Origin of the sequence: Pleionea sediminis, from assembly GCF_007570825.1 — a bacterium.
In the GTDB taxonomy this organism is placed as follows: domain Bacteria; phylum Pseudomonadota; class Gammaproteobacteria; order Enterobacterales; family Kangiellaceae; genus Pleionea; species Pleionea sediminis.
Map to the genome: position 1 here is coordinate 650,182 of NZ_SUNB01000002.1, position 21,755 is coordinate 671,936.

Here is a 21,755-nt window from a genome sequence, read left to right on the forward strand (position 1 = left end):
ACTGGCCTAGTATTACTTAAAACAATTCGACATCCGATCCTTCACTCACATCGGCTCGATTAACCACGTCCTTCTTCTCGGCCATAATTTTCTCAACAATCTTATTCTGCTTTTCGACCGTTTGCTGCAAATTGGCCAATATTTCTTGAAAAGAAGAAAAGATCTTTTCTCCGGCATCAAGCAACGCTAAAGACTCTTCCACTGAATCATCAACATACTGAATAACGCGCACTTCCTGATCTTCTTCTAACCCCAATCTTTGAATAAAAACTTGCAGCTCATCCACCATTTTATGAAGTCGATCAGTCGCCGATTTTTGGTTGGAGCCCAAAGACTGAGTGAGCGTTGTCATGGTTGATTGAATCACATCAAAGGCGCCTATCAAATCTTGAGCTTGAGCCAAAATATTTTCTTGAGCTCCAATTTCCGAAAGCCGAGAATTTAAGCAGCCGACAATTGCAGGTAATAAATCTTTAACGCGTCCATATTCATCCGGATTATCAATGGGCATATTTTTAATTAACAGTGAAACCAACGCATAATTCACTTGTGTTCTATGCTGATAATCGTAAAAGCGGCCTTTTGAACGCAGAATTTCTAATAGCTCCTGTTCGATGGGTTTAATTTGCCCCTCAGGAGAGAAAAACTGAGCTTCATTTTCAATTTCAGTTGAAATCACGGCATTCAAACCCATGCTTTGCAATAACTCAAATGTAACAGTAATCAATTGCTCTACCGATGAAATAGAAAAGGAGCGCTCGACGAATTGCATTACCCGACCTAACTGACTACTCGTTGACATTGCAGTTAGAGCTGTCTGATGGGCTGACTTCAATTCCTTCGCCATGTTAAGCATATTTTTCTTTCGCTCTTTAAGAACGTTTACTTTTGAAACAAGCTCATTTGGATTTAGTGGCTTTCCGATAAAATCATCAGCTCCACTATCAAACGCTTTAATTCGTGTTGCAAGATCGGTATGACCAGAAACAAAAATAATCGAAGTTTCGTGGTGTATCTCTTTATCCGTTAATTGCTTACAAACTTCAAAGCCATCAATATCAGGTAATCCAACATCGAGTAAAATAACATCCGGATGGTTACTCTCAAGGTACTTAATGACCTCTTTGCCGGTTCCCAAGCTTTCCACATCAAAATTATCCGATAGCATACGCTCATGGGCCATTCGAACCATAGGATCATCATCTACAACCAAAATATCACACATACAAACATCCCTTGCTGTCGCATTACTTACTTAAGTTTAGTGCATCCAATTCAGTAAACAACTATCGGTAAGATGTATATTTAATGATATGTTTTTAATATATGACTTAGATCAAATTTATGAATGAAAGACTGTATCTCATGCTGAAATCAACACAATTAAAGAAAGGGCTACAGGAAAGACTTTCAACCTTTTTTGTCGGCTTTAATTTCTTGCCTGCGACGACGAAAAAAATTCGACAATAATTTCGAGCAAGTGATTTCTTCCAAACCTTGACCGACTTGAACCCGATGGTTGTGTTTATCACTATTCAGAATATCAAAAACAGAACCCGCAGCGCCTGTTTTCAAATCCTTTGCGCCAAAAACAACTCGCTCAACGCGCGCATGAACAATGGCCATAGCACACATAACACAGGGTTCTAATGTGACATAAAGCGTCGTATTAGGTAATCGATAATTCTCGACGGTTTGTCCGGCATTTCTCAAAGCAACAATTTCTGCATGAGCGGATGGATCATGATTGCGAATTGGTTGATTAAATCCTTCACCAATTATTGTTCCGTCTCTTACTAAAACAGCACCAACAGGAATTTCGTTAACCACTTCTGCTTGCAACGCGAGATCAATTGCTCGACTCATAAACTCGCGATCGCTATCCGAGAATTCAATCGTGTGAGTATTATCGTTCATTCAGAGCTTGTCTTTATTACCATACAAAAAGAAAGGATATATAATGCATAGCCCTGGTTTTACCAAGCTACGCATTATATTTAGAAACGTATTCTACAAATACCAACAATATGAGGCAAAAACTGATTATTCCCACTCTATCGTTGCAGGTGGTTTAGATGATATATCGTAAGTCACCCGAGAAATACCATCAATCTCATTAATAATTCGATTGGATACATGCTCTAGAAAATCATAAGGCAAGTGAGCCCAACGAGCAGTCATAAAATCGATGGTTTCTACGGCTCGTAAAGATACGACGTAATCATACTTTCTTGCATCTCCCATAACACCCACGGATTTAACTGGAAGAAAAACCGTAAATGCTTGAGAAGTTTTATGGTAAAGATTGTGCTTATGAAGTTCGTCAACGTAAATTGCATCGGCTCGTCGCAATAAGTCAGCGTATTCTTTTTTCACTTCGCCCAAGATTCGAACGCCAAGACCGGGACCAGGAAATGGATGACGATAAAGCATATCGTAGGGTAAACCGAGTTCAAGCCCTATCTTTCTTACTTCATCTTTAAACAATTCTCGCAGCGGCTCTACAAGCTTCAAGTTCATATCTTCCGGTAATCCACCAACGTTATGATGCGACTTTATTACGTGAGCCTTACCGGTTTTGGCTCCCGCTGACTCAATGACATCGGGATAAATTGTTCCTTGAGCTAACCATTTTGCTGACTTCAACTTACTGGCTTCTTCATCAAAAACATCAATGAAAACGCCACCAATAATTTTTCGTTTAGCCTCTGGCTCATCAACACCTTTTAACGCGTTAAGGAAACGATCTTCAGCATCAACTTTAATTACATTTAATCCCATATGATTGGCAAACATCGCCATGACCTGATCAGCTTCGTTAAGTCGTAACAAACCGTTATCAACAAAAACACAAGTTAACTTATCACCTATCGCTTTGTTTAAAAGTGCCGCGGTTACTGACGAATCAACTCCGCCGGATAAACCTAAAATAACTTCATCATCGCCGACTTGTTGTTTAATTTGTTCAACAGCATCTTCGATAATATTTCCAGAGGTCCATAAGGCTTCGCATTGACAAATTTTCAAAACAAAACGCTCGAGTATTCGACCACCTTGGCGAGTGTGAGTTACTTCAGGATGAAATTGCACACCGTAAAAATGCTTATCTTCATTCGCCATTGCTGCAAAAGGCGCATTAGTACTTGAACCAATTTGTTGAAATCCACTAGGTAAAGCTGTCACTTTGTCACCATGGCTCATCCAAACATCGAGCAGCCCCTCACCTGTTTCATCGGCGTGATCTTCAATACCACTAAATAATTCTGAAACACCTTCATGGCGTACCTGAGCGTAACCAAATTCACGTTCAGTCGAAGTAGATACTTCCCCGCCCAATTGAGCAGCCATAGTTTGCATACCGTAACAAATACCTAATACAGGAACACCCAATTCAAAAATCACATCGGATGCACGGGGTGTCGTTGCTTCGGTCACACTTTCTGGACCACCAGAGAGAATAATGCCTTGTGGATTAAATTCTCGAATGGCTTCTTCACTTAAATCGAAAGGATATAGCTCACAATAGACACCTATTTCCCGAATGCGTCGAGCAATCAGTTGTGTGTACTGAGAACCAAAATCTAATATTAGAATACGACTAGAATGAATGTCTTTAGACATAACAATTACCTTTTGTTCGCACGCGTTGCGGCATTCACTTCTGAATATAGTTAGGACGAATAAAGAAAAGCCGAGGTGAACCCTCGGCTTTTCGATTATTTAACTATTTTATTTACCCACCTGATAATTTGGTGCTTCTTTCGTAATTTGCACATCGTGTACGTGGGACTCGTTCATTCCCGCCGCTGTCACTTTGACAAACTCCGCTTTTGTTCGCATTTGCTCCATTGTTTCGCAACCGGTCAGTCCCATTGAACTTCTTAAGCCACCCATCATTTGATGAATGATAGAAACAAGAGAGCCTTTATAAGGCACTCGTCCTTCAATACCTTCTGGCACTAATTTATCTGCAGCATTCGAACTTTGGAAATATCGATCGCTCGAACCTTGCTTTTGCGACATGGCGCCCAAAGAGCCCATTCCACGATACGATTTATAAGAGCGGCCTTGATACAACTCAACTTCACCCGGTGCTTCTTCAGTACCTGCCAACATACTCCCAACCATAACAACATAAGCTCCAGCAGCAAATGCCTTACACATATCGCCAGAGTATCGTATTCCGCCATCTGCAATAAGTGGGATCGATTTGTCTTTCAACGCATCAGCTACACTGGCAACAGCAGAAATTTGTGGAACACCAACACCGGTAACAATTCGCGTCGTACAAATAGAGCCAGGGCCAATACCGACTTTAACGCCATCCGCTCCAGCTTCCGCCAATGCTAAAGCGCCTGCAGCCGTTGCAATATTTCCACCGATAACTTGCACATCAGGGTAAGTTTTCTTAACCCACTTAACGCGATCTAAAACGCCTTGAGAGTGTCCGTGAGAAGTATCTACCAAAACAACGTCAACACCAGCCGCGACAATGGCAGCCACTCGATCTTCAGTGTCAGCCCCAGTACCAACGGCGGCACCAACTCGTAAGTGACCGTACTCGTCTTTACAGGCTTTGGGCTTATCTTCTGCTTTTTGTATATCTTTGACGGTAATCAGACCTTTCAAATGAAATTGCTCATCAACCATCAGCACTTTTTCAATTCTGTGTTTGTGCATTAAAGCCAGCGCTTCTTCTGTCTCAGCACCTTCTTTCACCGTGACTAAACGTTCTTTAGGAGTCATCACACTTGAAACAGGCCGGTCAAGATGAGTTTCAAAGCGAACATCACGACTGGTTACGATACCAACAAGCTCGTCGCCTTCAACAACGGGGACACCAGAAATACCATTCTCAGCGGTAATCTGCTTCAGCTCTGCAATAGTTGCTTTGGGGGTTACTGTAATAGGATCGTTCACCACACCGCTTTCAAACTTTTTGACTTTCCGAACTTCGTTAGCTTGCTGTTCAATACTCATATTTTTATGTATGAACCCCAAGCCTCCCTCTTGAGCGAGTGCAATGGCTAGTCGCGACTCGGTAACCGTATCCATTGCGGCGGATACCAAAGGGATATTGAGTGAAATTCCTCGAGTTAACTGAGTTTTCAGTTCAGCTTGGTGGGGCAATACGTTAGAATGCGCTGGAACCAATAAAACATCATCGAAAGTTAGAGCTTCCTGAATAATTCGCATAATTGAGAATCACCTTAGATTAAAACGGTTGGAAAACCAAAGCGGGATTATAGCATTCATCCTGAATCAAGAACAATGCCCAACCGACCGGGATAGATAGTAAAGTTATGCTTTTCTCTCTTATTTTGGAAGATTTAATATAAATGCACAAAAGGTACAGTTTAGCTTTTCAAGCATGGGTTAATAACGACAAAAAATTGAACTACTTATTTTCGAATTAGTCATTGAAAATCAAATTGTTAATTAAAATAAGAGGATATTTACGCACACTATGCTTAAGCCTGTACTTCAACCCAAAAAACCAAGTGAGAAAAAATACCTTTCGGTCTCAGAACTCAATCGAAAGGTTAAGGGATTGCTTGAAAACCAGGCTGGACAGGTATTAATTGAAGGTGAAATCAGCAATTTTGTCGCTGCGGCATCAGGACACTGGTATTTCACGTTAAAAGACGCCTCTGCACAGGTGAAATGCACCATGTGGAAAGGCCGAAATCAGCATTTGAAATTTCGACCAGAAGGTGGAATGCAGATTTACTTACGAGCCAAAGTGACCCTGTACGAAGCACGCGGTGATTATCAACTCGCGGTCGACTATATGGAACCAGCGGGACTGGGTAATCTTCAAATGCAATTCGAGCAATTAAAAGAAAAGCTCAATGCAGCAGGCTTGTTCGATCCGAGGGTCAAAAAAGCGATACCACAAACACCACAACGTGTCGGCGTAGTCACATCGCCGACAGGTGCCGCCATTCGCGATATTATTAGCGTTATGCACCGCCGTTTTCCAATGACGGAAATTATTGTATATCCCTGTCAGGTACAAGGGAAAAAAGCCCACCATTCGATTATTAATGCGATTGAATCAGCTAATCAAAGAAAAGAAGTCGATGTTCTCTTAATAACTAGAGGCGGAGGCTCACTCGAAGATCTCTGGTGTTTTAATGAAGAAGCTTTGGCTCATACAATCCATCAATCTGTTTTGCCGACAATTTCGGCTGTCGGTCATGAAATAGATTTTACCATAGCCGATTTCGTCGCAGATGTTCGAACGCCAACACCTTCTGCCGCAGCCGAGTTGGTTACACGAGATCAAAATCAAGTCGCGCAAAATATTGATGATTTGGGGTTTCGCTTAATTCAGTCAATGGATGGATTAACGGCCGAGCTTGAAGCACGACTTTCTTATTTATTACTTCGTCTTGCCGATCCAGAACCATTACTCGAGTCTCACGCATCTGAGTTGGAAGGATTATATGTGCGCCTCAAACACGCAATGACATCTAACCTTCAGGAGCTAAAAGAAAGTTTACACTCGTCACAGCTTGCTCTGTTACAATATCATCCAGAAAAGCAATTGTCGCAAGTTGAGTCACAGAACAATGCGCTCAAAAAGCGACTATCATTTGCCGCCCGAACTTATTTTAAAAATAAACAAAACGCCCTTACTTATGTTGCAGCTCAACTCAATACGGTGAGCCCTCTGGCAACTTTGGATCGCGGCTACTCGATCACCTTACACAATGAAACACTCATTAACTCTTCATCTCAGGTATCAGTTGGCCAAACCATCGAAACGCGTCTAAAAACAGGTAGAATATTTAGCAAAGTTGTTGAGACAGAATAAAAAAAGCGCGTAATGCGCTTTTTTAAAGTTTATTATTTTTTTCCGAACTTCTTAATCGTTCTGCGCCGCTTCAATCTTTGACGTCGAGTCATTTCTTGCTTTTTACCCTCATGAGGATTATGCCCTTCTTTGAGCTCTAATTTAATGGGAGTACCAACAATTTTGAGTGCTTTAATAAAGTGTTTAATCAAATATCTTTGATAAGATTCCGGTAATTTAGTGGTTCGATTACCATGAATGACGATACGCGGTGGATTGTGTCCGCCTGGATGTGCATAACGTAATTTACTGCGAAATCCTTTAATCGTGGGCGGCGGATGTTTCGCTACAGCAATTTCCAGTTCGCGCGTCAATCTTGAAGCAGACATCTCAACATTAGCACATTGATAAGCTTCATCTACTGACTCAAATAAATCACCCACACCAGAACCATGCAGCGCAGAAATAAAATGCATACGAGCAAAATCAGCGAATACCATTCGTCGGTCGACGTCCTTTTTAACACCCTCCCGCTCTTCAGCACTCATGCCATCCCATTTATTGATTGAAATAACTAGAGAGCGTCCAGCGTCCATCACAAAGTGCAGCAAAGACAAATCTTGTTCGGTAATTCCCTCACGAGCATCTATAACCATAATGACAACATTGGCGTTTTCTATCGCTTGCAATGTTTTTAAAACAGAAAACTTTTCAACCGTTTCTTTAACTTTACCTCGGCGACGAACACCCGCCGTATCAATAATGGTATAAGGCTTGTCACGACGCTCCATATCAATGTAAATGGAGTCACGCGTTGTTCCGGGCATATCAAAAACAACGACTCGCTCTTCTCCTAACATGCGATTTACTAGTGTTGACTTACCAACATTTGGTCGACCAACAATGGCAATCTTAGGATGTTTCGAACGATCTTTTCCGTCTTCTTCAAGCTCTAACGCTTCGGAAAGAGGAGAAAGAACTTGCTCTGAAAGTGATGTCACACCTCGTCCGTGAGCTGCCGCAATGGGATTAACGCTTTCAAAACCCAGTGCATAAAAGTCGGCAAGAGCAGCATCTGCATCAATACCGTCTACTTTATTAACGACTAGATGCACCGGCTTGTTAAAAGCTCGCAACTCGCGGGCAAGACTCTCATCAACAGATGTTAAACCAGCTCGCGCGTCAACTAAAAATAAAACGACGTCCGCTTCCTGTACAGCGGCTTTAGATTGCTCCGCCATATGTCCGTCAATTCCGACCTCACCACCAGTGATTCCACCGGTATCGATTATGATATAGGGCTTATTTTCGATCCGGGCATGTCCGTATTGTCGATCGCGAGTCAACCCTGGCAAATCGGCAACTAACGCATCGCGAGTACGCGTTAATCGATTAAATAAAGTAGATTTACCAACATTTGGTCGACCCACCAAGGCAACTACAGGAACCATATCTATTTACTACACTATTCGTTAATATCTGGCTTTCTTTGCTGATAAGCAATGATGTGGCCATTTCTTGTTTGAACTAACAATACATCATCGACCACAATAGGTTTTGATGCGACGCCATATTGCTCATGATTATGAAAGCGGCAGGCTTCTTCGCCGTAGTAACAGTCTGAGTAATTCACATTAAGATTGATATTAAGTTGGCCAATTAGCCCACCATCAGATTTGTCCATCATGTGTAAGTAGCCACTGTTATCACCAACAACGATGTGATCATTAAACGCAACCGGTGATGTTGAACCACGTAAAAACAAACTTTTTTGGGTCCAAAGTAAAGCGCCGTTATTTCTATTTAGGCTACTAATATAACCATTGTCATGAGTCACCAGCAGAGTTTGGTTATCGACTGACATATCTTGATAAGAAGATAACTCGCGCGACCATTTAGCTTCACCTGACTGCAAATCCAAAGCTGACAAATTACCGTTAAATGAAGACGCATACAAAGTCGTACCAAAAACTATCGGTTGTGAATCCACATCAACTAAACGCTCCAAGTCTGAGCGACCACTTGGTGCAGTTATTTGTTTTTCCCAGGCAAGCTGCCCATTTTGAAGAATAAACACCCCGACTTTGCCATTCGCAAAACCAGCAATAGCAGCTCCATGAGCAATCACAGGAGCCGAAGTTCCACGCAACGTCAAAGCAGGAAGATTTCTGTCATAAAACCATTTACGCTCACCCGACTCTGCATCGAGCGCTATAACATTTCCATCAACCGTGTTTACAACGACAAAACCATCGCTAACTGCAGCAGGGGCGATTACTTCACTGGAAACAATCGCTTCCCATTTTTTAGAACCATCATCAACATCAAACGCAATAACTTCGCCTTCTCGAGTTCCCACAACAACGACTCGACTAGAAACAGTTACCCCGGCAGAAATTGCATTTTTTGTTTTTGTGCGCCACACGACCTTGCCAGATTGAGGCTCCAACGCAAGTAATGCGCCTTTCGCATCGGCTAGAAAAATCTTTCCATAGCCTTCCGCGGGCACAAGTTTTAAAAACTGTTCATCAATGCCGCCACCAAACTTAATGCTCCACTTCTCATCATATTTGACTTTCGTTTCGGTCAAAGTAGGTAATGGATTTGGTTGTAAAGCGTCATCGTCACCGCAACCGGTTAACGTTACGATAGATACAGCAGTGACTATCGACAACAATATTGATTTATTAAATGTCATTATGAATCCTGACTGGTTTCTGATGTTTCATTTTTTGGCGCATCAGGTTTTGGTGTTTCAGTTACTACTTCATCCGAAGAAACAACACTATTAACTGGAGCAAGATCATTAACCATCATTTCGAGATCGTTCTTAACTACATAAGATTCTGTCGACTCTTTTGCCAATTCATAAGCAGCTCGGGCTTTATCCTTTTCGCCTTTCAAATAGTAAGTATCTCCCAGCACGCGCTGTTTCATGGCCAGGAAAGCAATGTCTTTAATGGAATCAAGTTGTTTCAAAGCTTCATCATATTTTTGTTGAGCATTAAGGACTCGAGCCAGTCGAATTTTGATGATCGAAGAAATACTTTCTCCTTTAGTTTGAGCGACAGCCATATTTAATTGTGACTCCGCAGCAGCAAAATCACCTGATTCAATATGCTGCTTTGCCAAATGCAAAGCAGCCAAAACGGCGTAGGTCGTATCTTTATGGTTCTCTATAAGTTGGTTTGCCGCAGTATTAAACTCATCTTTGTTTTTCTCAGCGTCGATTTCAACCATCGATTGGTATGCTGTAGAAGCAGCTTCTTTAGTTGCCGCATCCTTATCCTGCCACCAGTTGTATCCCAAAAATCCGCCGACACCAATAACGACACCAATAATGATTGATGTCCCATTCTCACTCCACCAATCTTTGAGAGCCTTAATCTGTTCTTCTTCTGTGTTGTAATCCACCTGTAACTCCTAACTCAAAATTTAATGTCTATTCAAAATAATTTATCAAGCACCAATTCACAGCTTCAATTCATTTGCGACAAAGTCGCCTAATTCAGACTGCTGTACTTCAACTTGTTCTCTCTTTTCTCGAAGGAACTTAACATTCGCGATTCCCTTATCGACTTCGTCATCACCAAGAATCAAGGCTAACAAAGCACCCGAACGATCGGCCTTTTTAAACTGCTTTTTAAAGTTCCCGCCACCATGGTTGACCATTAGACGCAAATTCGGCAGTTGAGTTCGCAGTTTTTCTGCCAAAACGGTTGCCTTCAGCTCTGCTTTCTCACCCAAATGTATCAAATAGATGTGAGGCTCATCATCCAAGTCGGCAAAAAAGTCACTACCTTCCAGCAGAGCGACTATTCTCTCTATGCCCATCGCAAATCCACATGCAGGTGTCGCCTGACCGCCTAACTGCTCTGTTAAACCATCATACCGCCCTCCCGCACAAATCGTCCCTTGAGCACCGAGCTTGTCGGTCATCCACTCAAATACTGTTCGGTTGTAATAATCTAAGCCTCTTACAAGACAGGGATTAACAATGAAGCGAATTCCCGCGGCCTCTAATCTTTGCTTAAGCAGTTCGAAATGTACCTGCGATGCTTCGTCCAAATGCTCATTCAATTTAGGTGCTTGCTCAATCAAAGAACGCATGGCTGAATTTTTACTGTCCAAGATACGCATTGGATTTGATTCCAGTCGGCGCAAGCTATCTTCATCCAACTGGTCTTCATTTTCTTTAAAGAATTCGATCAAGAGCTCTCTGTACTTTGCTCGGCAATCAGAGTCACCTAAAGAGTTAATGTGCAAAACAACATTATCTTCAATACCAATCGCCTGCCACAAACGATGTGTGAGCAGAATTTGCTCAACATCCACATCAGGTCCTTCGTAACCGAAAGCTTCCACGCCTAACTGATGAAATTGTCGATAGCGTCCTTTCTGAGGCTTTTCACGACGGAACATGGGCCCCATATACCACAGCTTCTGTTGTTGGTTGTACAACAAACCATGTTCAATACCGGCGCGCACGCAACTAGCGGTTCCCTCAGGGCGTAAAGTCAAACTGTCCTCGTTCAAGTCAGTCCAGGTGTACATCTCTTTTTCGACGATATCAGTGACTTCGCCAATAGAGCGCTTAAACAAGCTGGTTTTCTCGACAATCGGCATTCGAATCTCATGATAACCATATTGCTTCATTAAGGAACGCAATAAGCCTTCAAGCTTTTGCCAAGCAGCCGTGTGCTCGGGCAAAAAGTCGTTCATGCCTTTAATCGCTTGAAACTTGGCTTTCAAAAATAACTCCTTGGACAACGAGACGTTCAGATAAACGCGGCATTATAGCCGAATTCAGCGATAAATGGAGGTGTTTTTGCGACAAATCGATGCCCAATTAGTCAGAAATCATGCAGCTCAAAAATCTACTGCTATACTCAATAGAACCCGGCCATTTTACAAATGAAAACAATGAATTACAGCATTTTTGCTTTAATACTAACCACTCTGTGTAGCTTTCAAGCATTGTGTTCACAAAGAACCGTGGTAAATTTAGAGCACTTTTCAACCGAAGATGGCCTGTCGCAAAGCGAGGTGGTGCGGCTACTCCAAGATGACAAAGGATATCTTTGGGTTGGCACAAAGGAAGGTCTCAATTTATTTGATGCTTATCGATTTCAAGTCATTGAAGGTCCAAACAACAGTCTCGACTCAAAGAATATTACGTTACTTCATCAAGATAAACTCAATCGTTTATGGATAAGTGCCGAACCCAATTACAACTTTATTTATGAGCCTGAAACTCACTCTTTTGAACTAATCGAATTGCCTGAGCGGACTGAAGACAACAGTGGTTTTGAGAGATTTAGTTTTGCATTAGAAGATAGTCAATTCCTCTGGCTTTCCAACATAAGAGAAATATTTCAGTACGACTACCTTTCGAAATCGTTCAAAAAAATAACCGAACTCAAAGAAGTCATTGCTGGTGAAGATGGTGAGCGCTCTGCAATTAGAACGCTCTACAAAATTGACCAACACTTATTAATTGGCACCACTCTCGGTCTCTATACGTACAATACGGAAACAAAAGAAGGTAGAAAACTATCACACTCGCCACTGGAATCTCCATCAGGAGACCAGCTCAATATCAAAGGATTATTCCGGCTTTCCAATGATTACTTCTACATCGGTACAGTAGAAGGGCTTTCTCGAATCCCTTTTGATCAGCTAACCTCAGCTCTTGCTAAATCCAACGATATAAAAACGGAACAGATCGAACCCAACAGAAACATTTGGGATATCGTCGAAATAAATAATCAAACATGGTTAGCGACTGATGATGGCCTGTACGAATTGCAAAACGGTACACAGTTAAAATTTAAGTTTCGCTTTTCTGACCTGCCTTATAATGTATTTGACAACGATATTACCGCTCTAGAAGTCGATCGCGAAGGCAACCTCTGGTTAAGTAGCCGTGAAGATGGATTTTTCATGTGGAATCCTACCAGCGGCATAAAGAAATTTATTAGTAATGAACGTGGAAAACAAAAAATTCTACCGAGTAACTCCACTTGGGAACTATTCCAAGAATCAGAGAATGAATTTATTGTTGGTACCACACATGGACTAGCAAGGCTAAATATTGAAACGCAAGAAACCGAAATGTTTTTTGTAAACGATGATGAAAAACTAGTCTATGGAAGAGAATCTATCACTCAAGTTGTTAAATTCAATAATGAATACTGGGTCGCCAGATTAGCAGACACAAAAGTTTTAGATCCGACCAACATGTCTCAGAAACAAGAGCTGATGTCGCCCGAAGCACAAGAAATGTTTAAATCAAGATTCTACGGCATGACAAAGCTAAATGATGACAAGCTCTTTTTAATGCAAAGAGGCAATGCGTTTATTTACGATAGAAATAGTAAATCCTTTGAAGAAGTTGAGGCCTTAAAACCAGCAAAAGATGAGACTCCCTATTTCAATGTGCTCAACGCAAACGACTATGAAGAAGGTGAACCATTACTTTTATCAACGTACAATCGAGTGGACTATTACAACCCAGCAACAGAGTCAATTACCAAGCTTCATCAAGTCCCTGAAGAGAAAGCTGGGAAAGTTTATGCGCAAAGCATGTTAAAAATAAACGGCCAAATATGGCTAAGCTACTATGGCCTAGGTATTTACATTATTGATGAGTCGACAGGTAATGAAATTAAATTCTTGCCCGGTAGTGACCTTGGTAGCGATAATTTACTCGACTTGTTTAAGGATAAAAACAATGTGGTTTGGAGCACAAGTAATGATGGATTAATAAAAATAAACAGTAAAAACTATTCTACTCAACTTTTTAATCGAAAAGATGGCTTTCCATCCGATGAGTTTATGGGTGGAACTGCACAGTTACTGGAAGATAATACGGCACTACTCGCGACAACCAAAGGAATTGTACAAGTTGATTTGGATAAGTTAAATGCAAAACGCGATTTTGAGCCAAAAGTTGAGCTGACCGAAATATCTTTACTGTCAAAACCAGAAAACAAAGCCCATGAAAAATTAACTTATGAAGTTTTTCATGATGATTTTGGTTTAAACGTCAAGTTTTCAGCTTTAATATTTAATAAGAGAAATCAAATTCGTTATCAATATTGGATTGAGGGGGATTCAAAAACAGAGCCAACGACTACAAACAAAAGTGAGCTCTTTTTTCCCAAGCTTAATCCAGGAAAAAGCACGCTTAAAATTATCGCCTTAGATTATCAAACTGGCTTACCAACAAACCCTTTAAACATTAAAATTCGAGTATTCCCCGCTCCATGGTTTTCTATGTGGGCATATATTGCCTATGCACTTGTCATTGGCAGCATATTATTCGTAATTTACTATCAGAAAAGAAAAAGACAAATCGCTCTATTAGAAGCTCACGAAGCAGTCACACAGAGTGAAGAGCGCCTTCAACTTGCACTATCAGGAAGCGATAGCGGAATGTGGGACTGGCAGTCTGAAACCGACAATATTTATGAACCGAGACTTCAGGGGGTCATTTCTGAAAATGAATTGCAAGTAAGCTTCGATAAAAAACTGGAATACGTTCACCCAGATGATACAACACCTTTTAAAGAAAAGTGGCAGCAATTTTTAAGTTCGAATAAAGAGTCATTTAATCACAGTTATCGTATGAAATCTCTCGATGGTGAGTGGCGTTGGTATAGAGATTTGGCTCGAGTTGCGCAAAAAACTAGTCAAGGAAAGCCCGCCAGGATTACAGGTACTTTTACAGATATCACCGAGCGCAAAGATATTGAAGATAAAATGCAGCTGTTCTTTGAAGCTTTCGACAATACTCGAGAAATTATTATAATTCTTAACGAATACTATCAAATAACCGCTGTAAACCATGCGTTTTATCAAATCACGGGTCTAGAGAAAGCCACGATCATCAACAAAACAATGGACTGCTTAATTAAACCCGAGTCTAAAGTATCTATTTTACAATCTCTAAAAGATAAACTATCAAGTGTCGACCAGTGCGAGTCAGAAGGTTACATATTACGAAAATATAGAGATCCATTACCTGTCATTATTAATGGTACCTGTTTCAAAAACAAAGATGGAGAAAAACGATACGTTATTACGGTCACTGATATCAGTGAGCAAAAAGCGGCTCAAGAAGAATTAAAAAAATTAGCCAATTATGATCCGCTTACCGGATTACCTAATCGAGCTTTGTTAATGGACCGAATCACTCATGCCATAGAACACAGCCATCGTCGCAAACAAAAAATTTCAGTGATGTTTATCGATCTCGACCGATTTAAAAAAATCAATGACACATTAGGCCATGAGGTCGGTGACTTATTGTTAATCGAAGTCGCGCGTATTCTTAAATCATCAATTAGAGAAGACGATACAGCAGCCCGTTTGGGTGGAGATGAGTTCGTCGTCATGCTTGAAGATATTAAAAGTATCAACACTCCAAGTCGTATAGCCAATGTCATTCTGAATAAAATGCGAAAAGGATTTACCATAGCAAAAAATGAAATAAATACCTCTCCAAGTATCGGCATTTCAATTTACCCAGATGACGGTAAGTCTCCAGATGAAATGCTCAAACATGCTGATATGGCAATGTATCATGCCAAAGGTTCTGGCAGAAACAATTTTCAATTCTTTGAATCGACCATGAATGAGGAAGCGCAAAATAAACTATCAATGGAAAATCAAGTAAGACGAGCTTTGAAAAACGAAGAGTTCTTCCTCGTGTATCAGCCTCAAGTAGATGTAAAATCTGGAATGATCATTGGGTTCGAAGCATTAGCTCGTTGGGAAACCCCGATAGGAGATCTAATTCCACCCAACCAATTTATTCCAGTATTAGAGGACTTGGGCCTTATAATACCAGCAACCGAATTATTTATAAGAATGGCGTTAAAAGAAGTAAAGCGTTGGCAATCTAAAGGTTATGACTCAAGTATTGCAATTAATTTGTCTGCTCATCACTTAAAGCATCACGAGATTGTTAACTTTATGGAAAAAGAGACTCGCTCATTGGGCATCGACCCTAAGAAAATTGAGTTTGAGCTGACAGAGAATTTGTTAATGGAAGATATTGAAAACTCATTACCGATTATTCGAGACTTGGCAAAATTAGGCATTGAACTAACTTTAGATGACTTTGGTACAGGTTATTCCTCTCTTAAATATTTACATGAACTGCCTATTCATAAACTTAAAGTCGATCAAAACTTTGTTTGGCAAATTGGTAAGCAACCAGAAAGTGAAGCGATAATAGAAACGATTATTTCTCTGTCAAAATCTTTGAAACTAAAAACAGTCGTCGAAGGCGTAGAAACAGAAGGTCAACTTAAATTCGTTCAAAAGCTCAATGCCAATTATGTTCAAGGCTATTATTTTTCAAAACCACTTCCTGCTGATGAAGCACTTGAAGCTCAAAGAAAGACATTTGATGTTTAATTGTTGTTATTGAATCAAACTTTAACCGACTTTTATCACTTCTTGATGTCGCGTCTTATCTTGTATAGCACTTTCTCTAGCGGCAATTTTTTGTCGAATTTCCTTTTCAAGTTCGTCGACCAGTTGTTCGTTACTTATTTTATGATCTTTATCACCTTCTTTATAGAGTAAACTCTGCCCACTTCCACCGGTCAAACCGATATCAGCTTCTTTCGCCTCTCCTGGACCATTAACAACACAACCAATGATCGCGACATCCATTGACTCTCGAACATCTTCCAAACGTGACTCAAGCTCGTTAACCGTTTTTATTACATCAAATTGCTGACGCGAACAGGAGGGACAGGCGATAAAATTGATTCCACGTTGTCGCAATCCGAGTGATTTTAAAATATCAAACCCAACTTTAATTTCTTCGACTGGGTCGGCAGCAAGAGAAACTCGAATTGTATCTCCGATACCTTCAGATAATAGCAATCCCAACCCTACAGATGACTTAACTGACCCCGAACGAAGTCCCCCCGCTTCGGTAATACCAAGGTGCAAAGGCTGCTCAATTTGACTGGCCAATATGCGATAAGCCGAGACGGTCATAAAAACATCTGATGCTTTTAAACTAATTTTATAATTTTCAAAATTGTGACGCTCTAGAATATCGATATGGCGCATTGCAGATTCCACCAATGCCTCAGGCGTCGGTTCGCCATATTTAACTTGTAAATCCTTTTCCAAAGAACCAGCATTAACTCCAATTCGAATCGGAATATTTTTATCTTTTGCACAGTCAATAACCGCTTTAACCCGCTCTTCATTGCCAATATTTCCAGGATTTATGCGCAAGCAGTCAACGCCGTACTCAGCAACTTTCAGTGCAATTCGATAATCAAAATGAATATCTGCAATGAGCGGAATATTCGCTTGTGCTTTAATCAACTTAAACGCTTCTGCTGCGTCCATGGTGGGTACCGAAACACGAACAACATCCGCACCAGCATCCTCTAGAGATTTGATTTGTCCCAGAGTGGCCTTAACATCACACGTATCTGTATTTGTCATGCTCTGAACAGCTATCGGCGCGTCTCCGCCGATGGGAACATTGCCAACCCAAATTTTTTTCGACTTACGTCTTTTAATCCAAGACAAACCTTTCATGATAAAACTCTTAAATATCTAAACTAATCAATGCTAAACCTTGCAACCTGGCCCGCACTGTATTTTGCTAAATCAAATTCATTCTGATTGTGCTGCATACTGACAACCGACGGATCGCCTAACAATACTTTAAAAGGAGGTACCCCAGACAATCTCAATGTTCGACCACTTTTCATCAAGTCTTGTGTTAAAACCTGACCAGTTCCATCTTCGATCTTAACCCAGCAATCACCAGAAAATGCCAATACCAACTCATCTTGATCTTGTATTGTGTCTTGTTGTGTTGTGTCTTGTCCTGACTCATTTTGTTGCAAAACTTCCGATTGATTTGAATCTTCCTCAGTTGGAGCTGCAGATTGGGTGTTGGAAAAATTTTCTATTTTTGAAACGCCAGAGCTGCTTTGCTGCTCGGAAAGAACTTCCTCTCCCGTAGCTTGATTTTGCGTTCCAGATAATGGAAATGAACTTGCTTCAGTACCACGTTTAGGCGCAGCAAGTTCGGAACTCTCATCTTGTTGCTCTTGAGATGATGAGCTTAGCGTTGCTGAAGATTCGTTATTGACTTCTTCATCAACCGAGTCATTTTCACCTAACAACTCACTGGACAAACTGTCTGTACCGCTAAACTTTTGTTTTATTCCCCAACCAACAACCAGGATAATCACCAAAACTATGATTAAACTAATCCACTTAAACAGTTTTGAACCGGTTGTTACCTCATTTCGACTTGCACTAAACGGTTGCAGTCGCTGAGGAGACGTTATTTCAGTGTCACCTTGAGAGGCTTGATTAAACGCATTAACAATAACGTCAGGTTCCAAATGTAAAAGAGAAGCGTAAGAACGTATATAACCACGATAAAATGCAGCAGAAATGCTTGCATCAAAATTACACTCTTCTATTTCTATAATTCGAGCAACCGGCAAATTTAATTTCTTTGCGGCATCTTCGATCGTCAGCTTATGAGCAGAACGGGCTGCTTTAAATTGCTCACCAAACTCTAGTTTGGTTGCTGTATCGATGGCTTGTTCTACTGCCATTGTTCACGCGAGTCCAAATACTCCAGAGTCTCTCTTGAGTCTGGATAAAGATTTTCAAGCTGCAACGCATAACTGGCAACTGCGTCTCGATTTCCCAATTTATGCTCAGCTCTGAGTGCTAACCATAAAGTTCGGGGAATATGCCTTGCAACATCACGATATCGCTTTATGTATCTTACCGCTCGCTCGAATCTTTCTTGGTCATATTCATACTGAGCCATCTCAATTAAAGCAGTTGGCAATTCACTATTAATATTCAACGCACGTCGAAAATAATCAATTGCTTCTTTATTTTTGTCTTGAGTGCGTAAACAACGGCCTGCATTGACATACGCCTGAGAAATATTGGTATAAGTTGGTGTATCTATCGCCTCTTTGAAATACTCCATTGCATCATCATATTTGCCGCGTTGGCATAAAAACTGCGCATAAGCGTTTTTAAACTCAGGATTTTTGGAGTCCAGGCGCAATGCTCGTTTAAATGAATCATCCGCTTGCTCATAATCGCGAGCCATTTGATAATAGTAACCAAGAGTAAAATGCAAGCTAGGTAAGTCATCATCATGTTCAGCAGCTTTATCTAGATGATATTTAGCTCGCTGAAGACTATTTTGCTGCAAATAGCGCTGCGCAGCCTGAACTCGGCTTTCTGCAGCACGGCTTTCATCGAATCGATTAACAACCGTCGATTGTCCCTCGTAATTGGAAATATTCTGGGTTGAGTGTGTTGTACACCCAGCAACCAGACCCAAGACGATTAACACCATCAAAACAGTCTTTCTTGTCATATATCTACCCTGCTATTTGTTGCACCGGGATTTCTTTGCGAAGCTTTCTCTTTGTTTTATCGTTCACCTTACCCACCAACTGACCACAAGCCGCGTCGATATCATCACCACGCGTACGACGAGTGATTACTGTGAATTTGTTATCGCACAGTATTTGAGTAAAACGATCTATCGTACGTTGCGAAGACGTTTCGTATTGCGTCTGCGGAAACGGGTTGAACGGTATCAAGTTTACCTTACTTGGCACATCTTTCAATAACTTAGATAATTCACGAGCGTGCTCTGGGCTATCGTTCACATCTTTTATCATAACGTATTCGATCGTCACCTTTTCAGACGCTTTTGATCGTTCTAAATATCGCTTAACCGAGGGCATTAACACTTCAATTGGATACTTTTTATTAAGTGGAACTAATTCATCTCTCAGGGGATTGTTGGGAGCATGCAATGACAGAGCAAGTGCAACATCAATATGATCAGCTAACTTATCGAGAGCCGGCACCACACCTGAAGTACTTACGGTCACGCGCCGCTTTGATAAACCGTAGCCCAAATCATCCATCATAATATCCATCGCTTTAACGGATGCATCGAAATTAAGCAGCGGCTCACCCATTCCCATCATAACAACGTTAGATACACGGCGTTCACCGGTTAATTTCTGGCTGCCCAATTTTTTAACCGCATACCAAACCTGACCAATTATCTCAGCAACTGATAAATTACGATTAAATCCCTGTTGAGCAGTGGAACAAAAGCTGCACTCCAAAGCGCACCCTATCTGCGAAGAAACACACAGGGTTCCGCGACCTTTTTCTGGAATAAAGACAGTTTCTATGGCTTGACCGCCATTCAGACTAAGAGCCCACTTAATTGTGCCATCATCTGAGATTTGCTCAGCAATAGCTTCTGGCCCTTGAACATAAGCCTCTTCTTTAAGTTTCGCGCGCAATGCTTTACTCAAGTTTGTCATTTCATCAAAATCATCCACGCCCATGTGGTGGATCCATTTCATAACCTGAGTAGCACGGAAAGGTTTTTCGCCCATTTCGACAAAAAACTGGGTCATTCCATCGCGATTCAGGTTGAGTAAATTCACTTTTTCGTTACTCATTACAGTCACCTTTTAGCGATCTTCTGCTTGTCGCATGACTTATTAGGACAAGCTAACAAAGATAAAGTTTAGCAGTCGTCTGTAGAGAAAAGCCTTTTCCGAAGACGACTGAGTCGAAAAAGGCTTGAAAATATCTCAGAGGGATTAGCGAGTACGAGGGCAAATCTCGTCTGAAGAGAAGAAATACTCAATCTCACGAGCTGCTGATTCTGGAGAATCTGACCCATGAACGGCATTTTCATCAACAGTAACCGCATAATCGGCACGAAGTGTACCACGAGCAGCGTCTGCAGGGTTAGTAGCACCCATTATTTCACGATTTGCTTTGATTGCATTCTCACCTTCAAGAACCTGAACCATAACCGGACCAGAAGTCATAAACTCAACTAAAGCACCGAAAAAAGGACGCTCTTTATGCTCAGCGTAGAAACCTTCCGCTTTTTCTTTTGATAAATGCATCATTTTTGAAGCAATAATTTTTAATCCTGCACGTTCAAAACGGCTATAAATTTCACCAATTACATTTTTAGCAACGGCATCAGGCTTAACAATAGAAAACGTACGTTCAACGGCCATTTAATTCTCCAAATGGTATTTATTTCAATGAGTTATTAGTTTTTACTAGAGTAATTTCTAAGCTTTATCAGGCTTTAAAACCGCTCTACAAATTCGGCGGCACATTATACATGGGGTTGCCTAAAAAACCTACTTCTGACCAAGCTTACACGCAATATATTGTTGGGTCTGAAATTCCGGCCTCTGCAAAAGCCTTACTGCGAATTTTGCAGCTATCGCACAAACCACATGCGGCACCATCGCTATTTGCCTGATAACAAGATACGGTTTTTGAATAATCCACACCCAACTGATGACCCCAGCGGATAATATCAACTTTCGTTTTATCAATAAGTGGCGTTTCTATTTTAGGACCATGCCCCTCAATTCCCGCTTTTGTCGCCAAGTCAGCCATCTTCTGGAATGCATTAATATATTCAGGTCGGCAATCTGGGTAGCCAGAATAGTCGACTGCATTGACGCCCGCGAATATTGCGTCAGCAGCGATTACTTCAGCCCAGGCTAACCCAATTGATAAAAAAACAGTATTACGTGCCGGTACATAAGTGACAGGAATGCCCTCAGTCCCATCGGTGGGAACATCGATAGAGTCATCGGTTAAAGCAGAACCGCCAAATCCAGCCAAATCAATTGGAATAATTCGATGCGACTTAACATTAAAATCGGTTGCCAATTTTTTTGCCGCTTCCAGTTCTGCACTGTGCTTCTGACCATAAGAAAAACTAAGCGCAAACAATTGGTAACCTTGCTCTCTGGCTACAGCCAAACAGGTAGTTGAATCTAGACCGCCGGATAACAAAACAATGGCTTTTTTCATTCTCATCGACTCGCTTAAATTAAGGCAAATAACATCAGGCTTT

16 protein-coding genes are annotated in these 21,755 nt (G+C 41.1%); 2 read left to right on the forward strand and 14 right to left on the reverse strand.

Features of this window, described 5'->3' with window-relative positions:
- Positions 1-16: 16 nt before the first annotated feature.
- The 4 genes from FAX86_RS12790 to guaB form a co-directional block, all read right to left on the reverse strand.
- Positions 17-1,225, reverse strand: a complete 1,209-nt coding sequence (locus FAX86_RS12790; protein ID WP_144393803.1) for a response regulator — start codon at positions 1,223-1,225, stop codon at positions 17-19.
- 185 nt (positions 1,226-1,410) lie between these two features.
- Positions 1,411-1,917: a tRNA adenosine(34) deaminase TadA gene (tadA, locus tag FAX86_RS12795; RefSeq protein ID WP_144393804.1), complete on the reverse strand. Its 507-nt coding sequence runs from the start codon at positions 1,915-1,917 to the stop codon at positions 1,411-1,413.
- 126 nt (positions 1,918-2,043) lie between these two features.
- Positions 2,044-3,621, reverse strand: a complete 1,578-nt coding sequence (gene guaA / locus FAX86_RS12800) for a glutamine-hydrolyzing GMP synthase (RefSeq protein WP_144393805.1) — start codon at positions 3,619-3,621, stop codon at positions 2,044-2,046.
- Between the two features lie 108 nt (positions 3,622-3,729).
- On the reverse strand, positions 3,730-5,199 hold the full coding sequence (gene guaB, locus FAX86_RS12805; RefSeq protein ID WP_205859208.1) for an IMP dehydrogenase: 1,470 nt from the start codon (positions 5,197-5,199) through the stop codon (positions 3,730-3,732).
- A gap of 268 nt (positions 5,200-5,467) precedes the next feature.
- On the opposite strand from guaB, the gene xseA reads away from it, so the two are divergent.
- Positions 5,468-6,820, forward strand: coding sequence for an exodeoxyribonuclease VII large subunit (gene xseA, locus FAX86_RS12810; RefSeq protein WP_144393807.1), 1,353 nt, complete (start codon positions 5,468-5,470; stop codon positions 6,818-6,820).
- Between the two features lie 32 nt (positions 6,821-6,852).
- On the opposite strand, the gene der is transcribed toward xseA, so the two are convergent.
- The 4 genes from der to hisS are packed head-to-tail and all read right to left on the reverse strand — an operon-like array spanning position 6,853 to position 11,551.
- Positions 6,853-8,250: a ribosome biogenesis GTPase Der gene (gene der / locus FAX86_RS12815; protein ID WP_144393808.1), complete on the reverse strand. Its 1,398-nt coding sequence runs from the start codon at positions 8,248-8,250 to the stop codon at positions 6,853-6,855.
- A gap of 14 nt (positions 8,251-8,264) precedes the next feature.
- Positions 8,265-9,497: an outer membrane protein assembly factor BamB gene (bamB, locus tag FAX86_RS12820; protein ID WP_144393809.1), complete on the reverse strand. Its 1,233-nt coding sequence runs from the start codon at positions 9,495-9,497 to the stop codon at positions 8,265-8,267.
- Positions 9,497-10,213 (reverse strand): YfgM family protein, encoded by a 717-nt coding sequence (locus FAX86_RS12825; RefSeq protein ID WP_144393810.1) that lies wholly within the window; start codon positions 10,211-10,213, stop codon positions 9,497-9,499. Before FAX86_RS12825 ends, bamB begins: the two co-directional genes overlap by 1 nt.
- 57 nt (positions 10,214-10,270) lie before the next feature.
- The gene (hisS, locus tag FAX86_RS12830) at positions 10,271-11,551 is read right to left on the reverse strand and encodes a histidine--tRNA ligase (RefSeq protein WP_144393811.1); all 1,281 of its coding nucleotides are present in this window, start codon (positions 11,549-11,551) and stop codon (positions 10,271-10,273) included.
- 162 nt (positions 11,552-11,713) lie between these two features.
- Here hisS and FAX86_RS12835 point away from each other — a divergent pair, with 162 nt between their 5' ends.
- A complete protein-coding gene (locus FAX86_RS12835; protein ID WP_144393812.1) occupies positions 11,714-16,225 on the forward strand; it encodes an EAL domain-containing protein in 4,512 nt (1,503 codons plus the stop codon).
- A gap of 21 nt (positions 16,226-16,246) precedes the next feature.
- On the opposite strand, the gene ispG is transcribed toward FAX86_RS12835, so the two are convergent.
- The 6 genes from ispG to queC form a co-directional block, all read right to left on the reverse strand.
- Positions 16,247-17,377 (reverse strand): flavodoxin-dependent (E)-4-hydroxy-3-methylbut-2-enyl-diphosphate synthase, encoded by a 1,131-nt coding sequence (gene ispG, locus FAX86_RS12840; protein WP_144393813.1) that lies wholly within the window; start codon positions 17,375-17,377, stop codon positions 16,247-16,249.
- 23 nt (positions 17,378-17,400) lie between these two features.
- Complete coding sequence (locus FAX86_RS12845; RefSeq protein WP_144393814.1) at positions 17,401-18,417, reverse strand: RodZ domain-containing protein; 1,017 nt, start codon at positions 18,415-18,417, stop codon at positions 17,401-17,403.
- Positions 18,408-19,205 carry a type IV pilus biogenesis/stability protein PilW gene (gene pilW / locus FAX86_RS12850; RefSeq protein WP_144393815.1) on the reverse strand — a complete coding sequence of 266 codons (798 nt, stop codon included), beginning with the start codon at positions 19,203-19,205 and terminating at the stop codon, positions 18,408-18,410. The genes FAX86_RS12845 and pilW overlap by 10 nt, the downstream gene beginning before the upstream one ends.
- A 4-nt stretch (positions 19,206-19,209) precedes the next feature.
- Positions 19,210-20,319: a dual-specificity RNA methyltransferase RlmN gene (rlmN, locus tag FAX86_RS12855; protein WP_144393816.1), complete on the reverse strand. Its 1,110-nt coding sequence runs from the start codon at positions 20,317-20,319 to the stop codon at positions 19,210-19,212.
- A 144-nt stretch (positions 20,320-20,463) separates the two neighbouring features.
- A complete protein-coding gene (gene ndk / locus FAX86_RS12860; protein ID WP_144393817.1) occupies positions 20,464-20,895 on the reverse strand; it encodes a nucleoside-diphosphate kinase in 432 nt (143 codons plus the stop codon).
- Positions 20,896-21,040: 145 nt separating this feature from the next.
- The gene (queC, locus tag FAX86_RS12865; protein ID WP_205859209.1) at positions 21,041-21,712 is read right to left on the reverse strand and encodes a 7-cyano-7-deazaguanine synthase QueC; all 672 of its coding nucleotides are present in this window, start codon (positions 21,710-21,712) and stop codon (positions 21,041-21,043) included.
- Between the last annotated feature and the right edge of the window lie 43 nt (positions 21,713-21,755).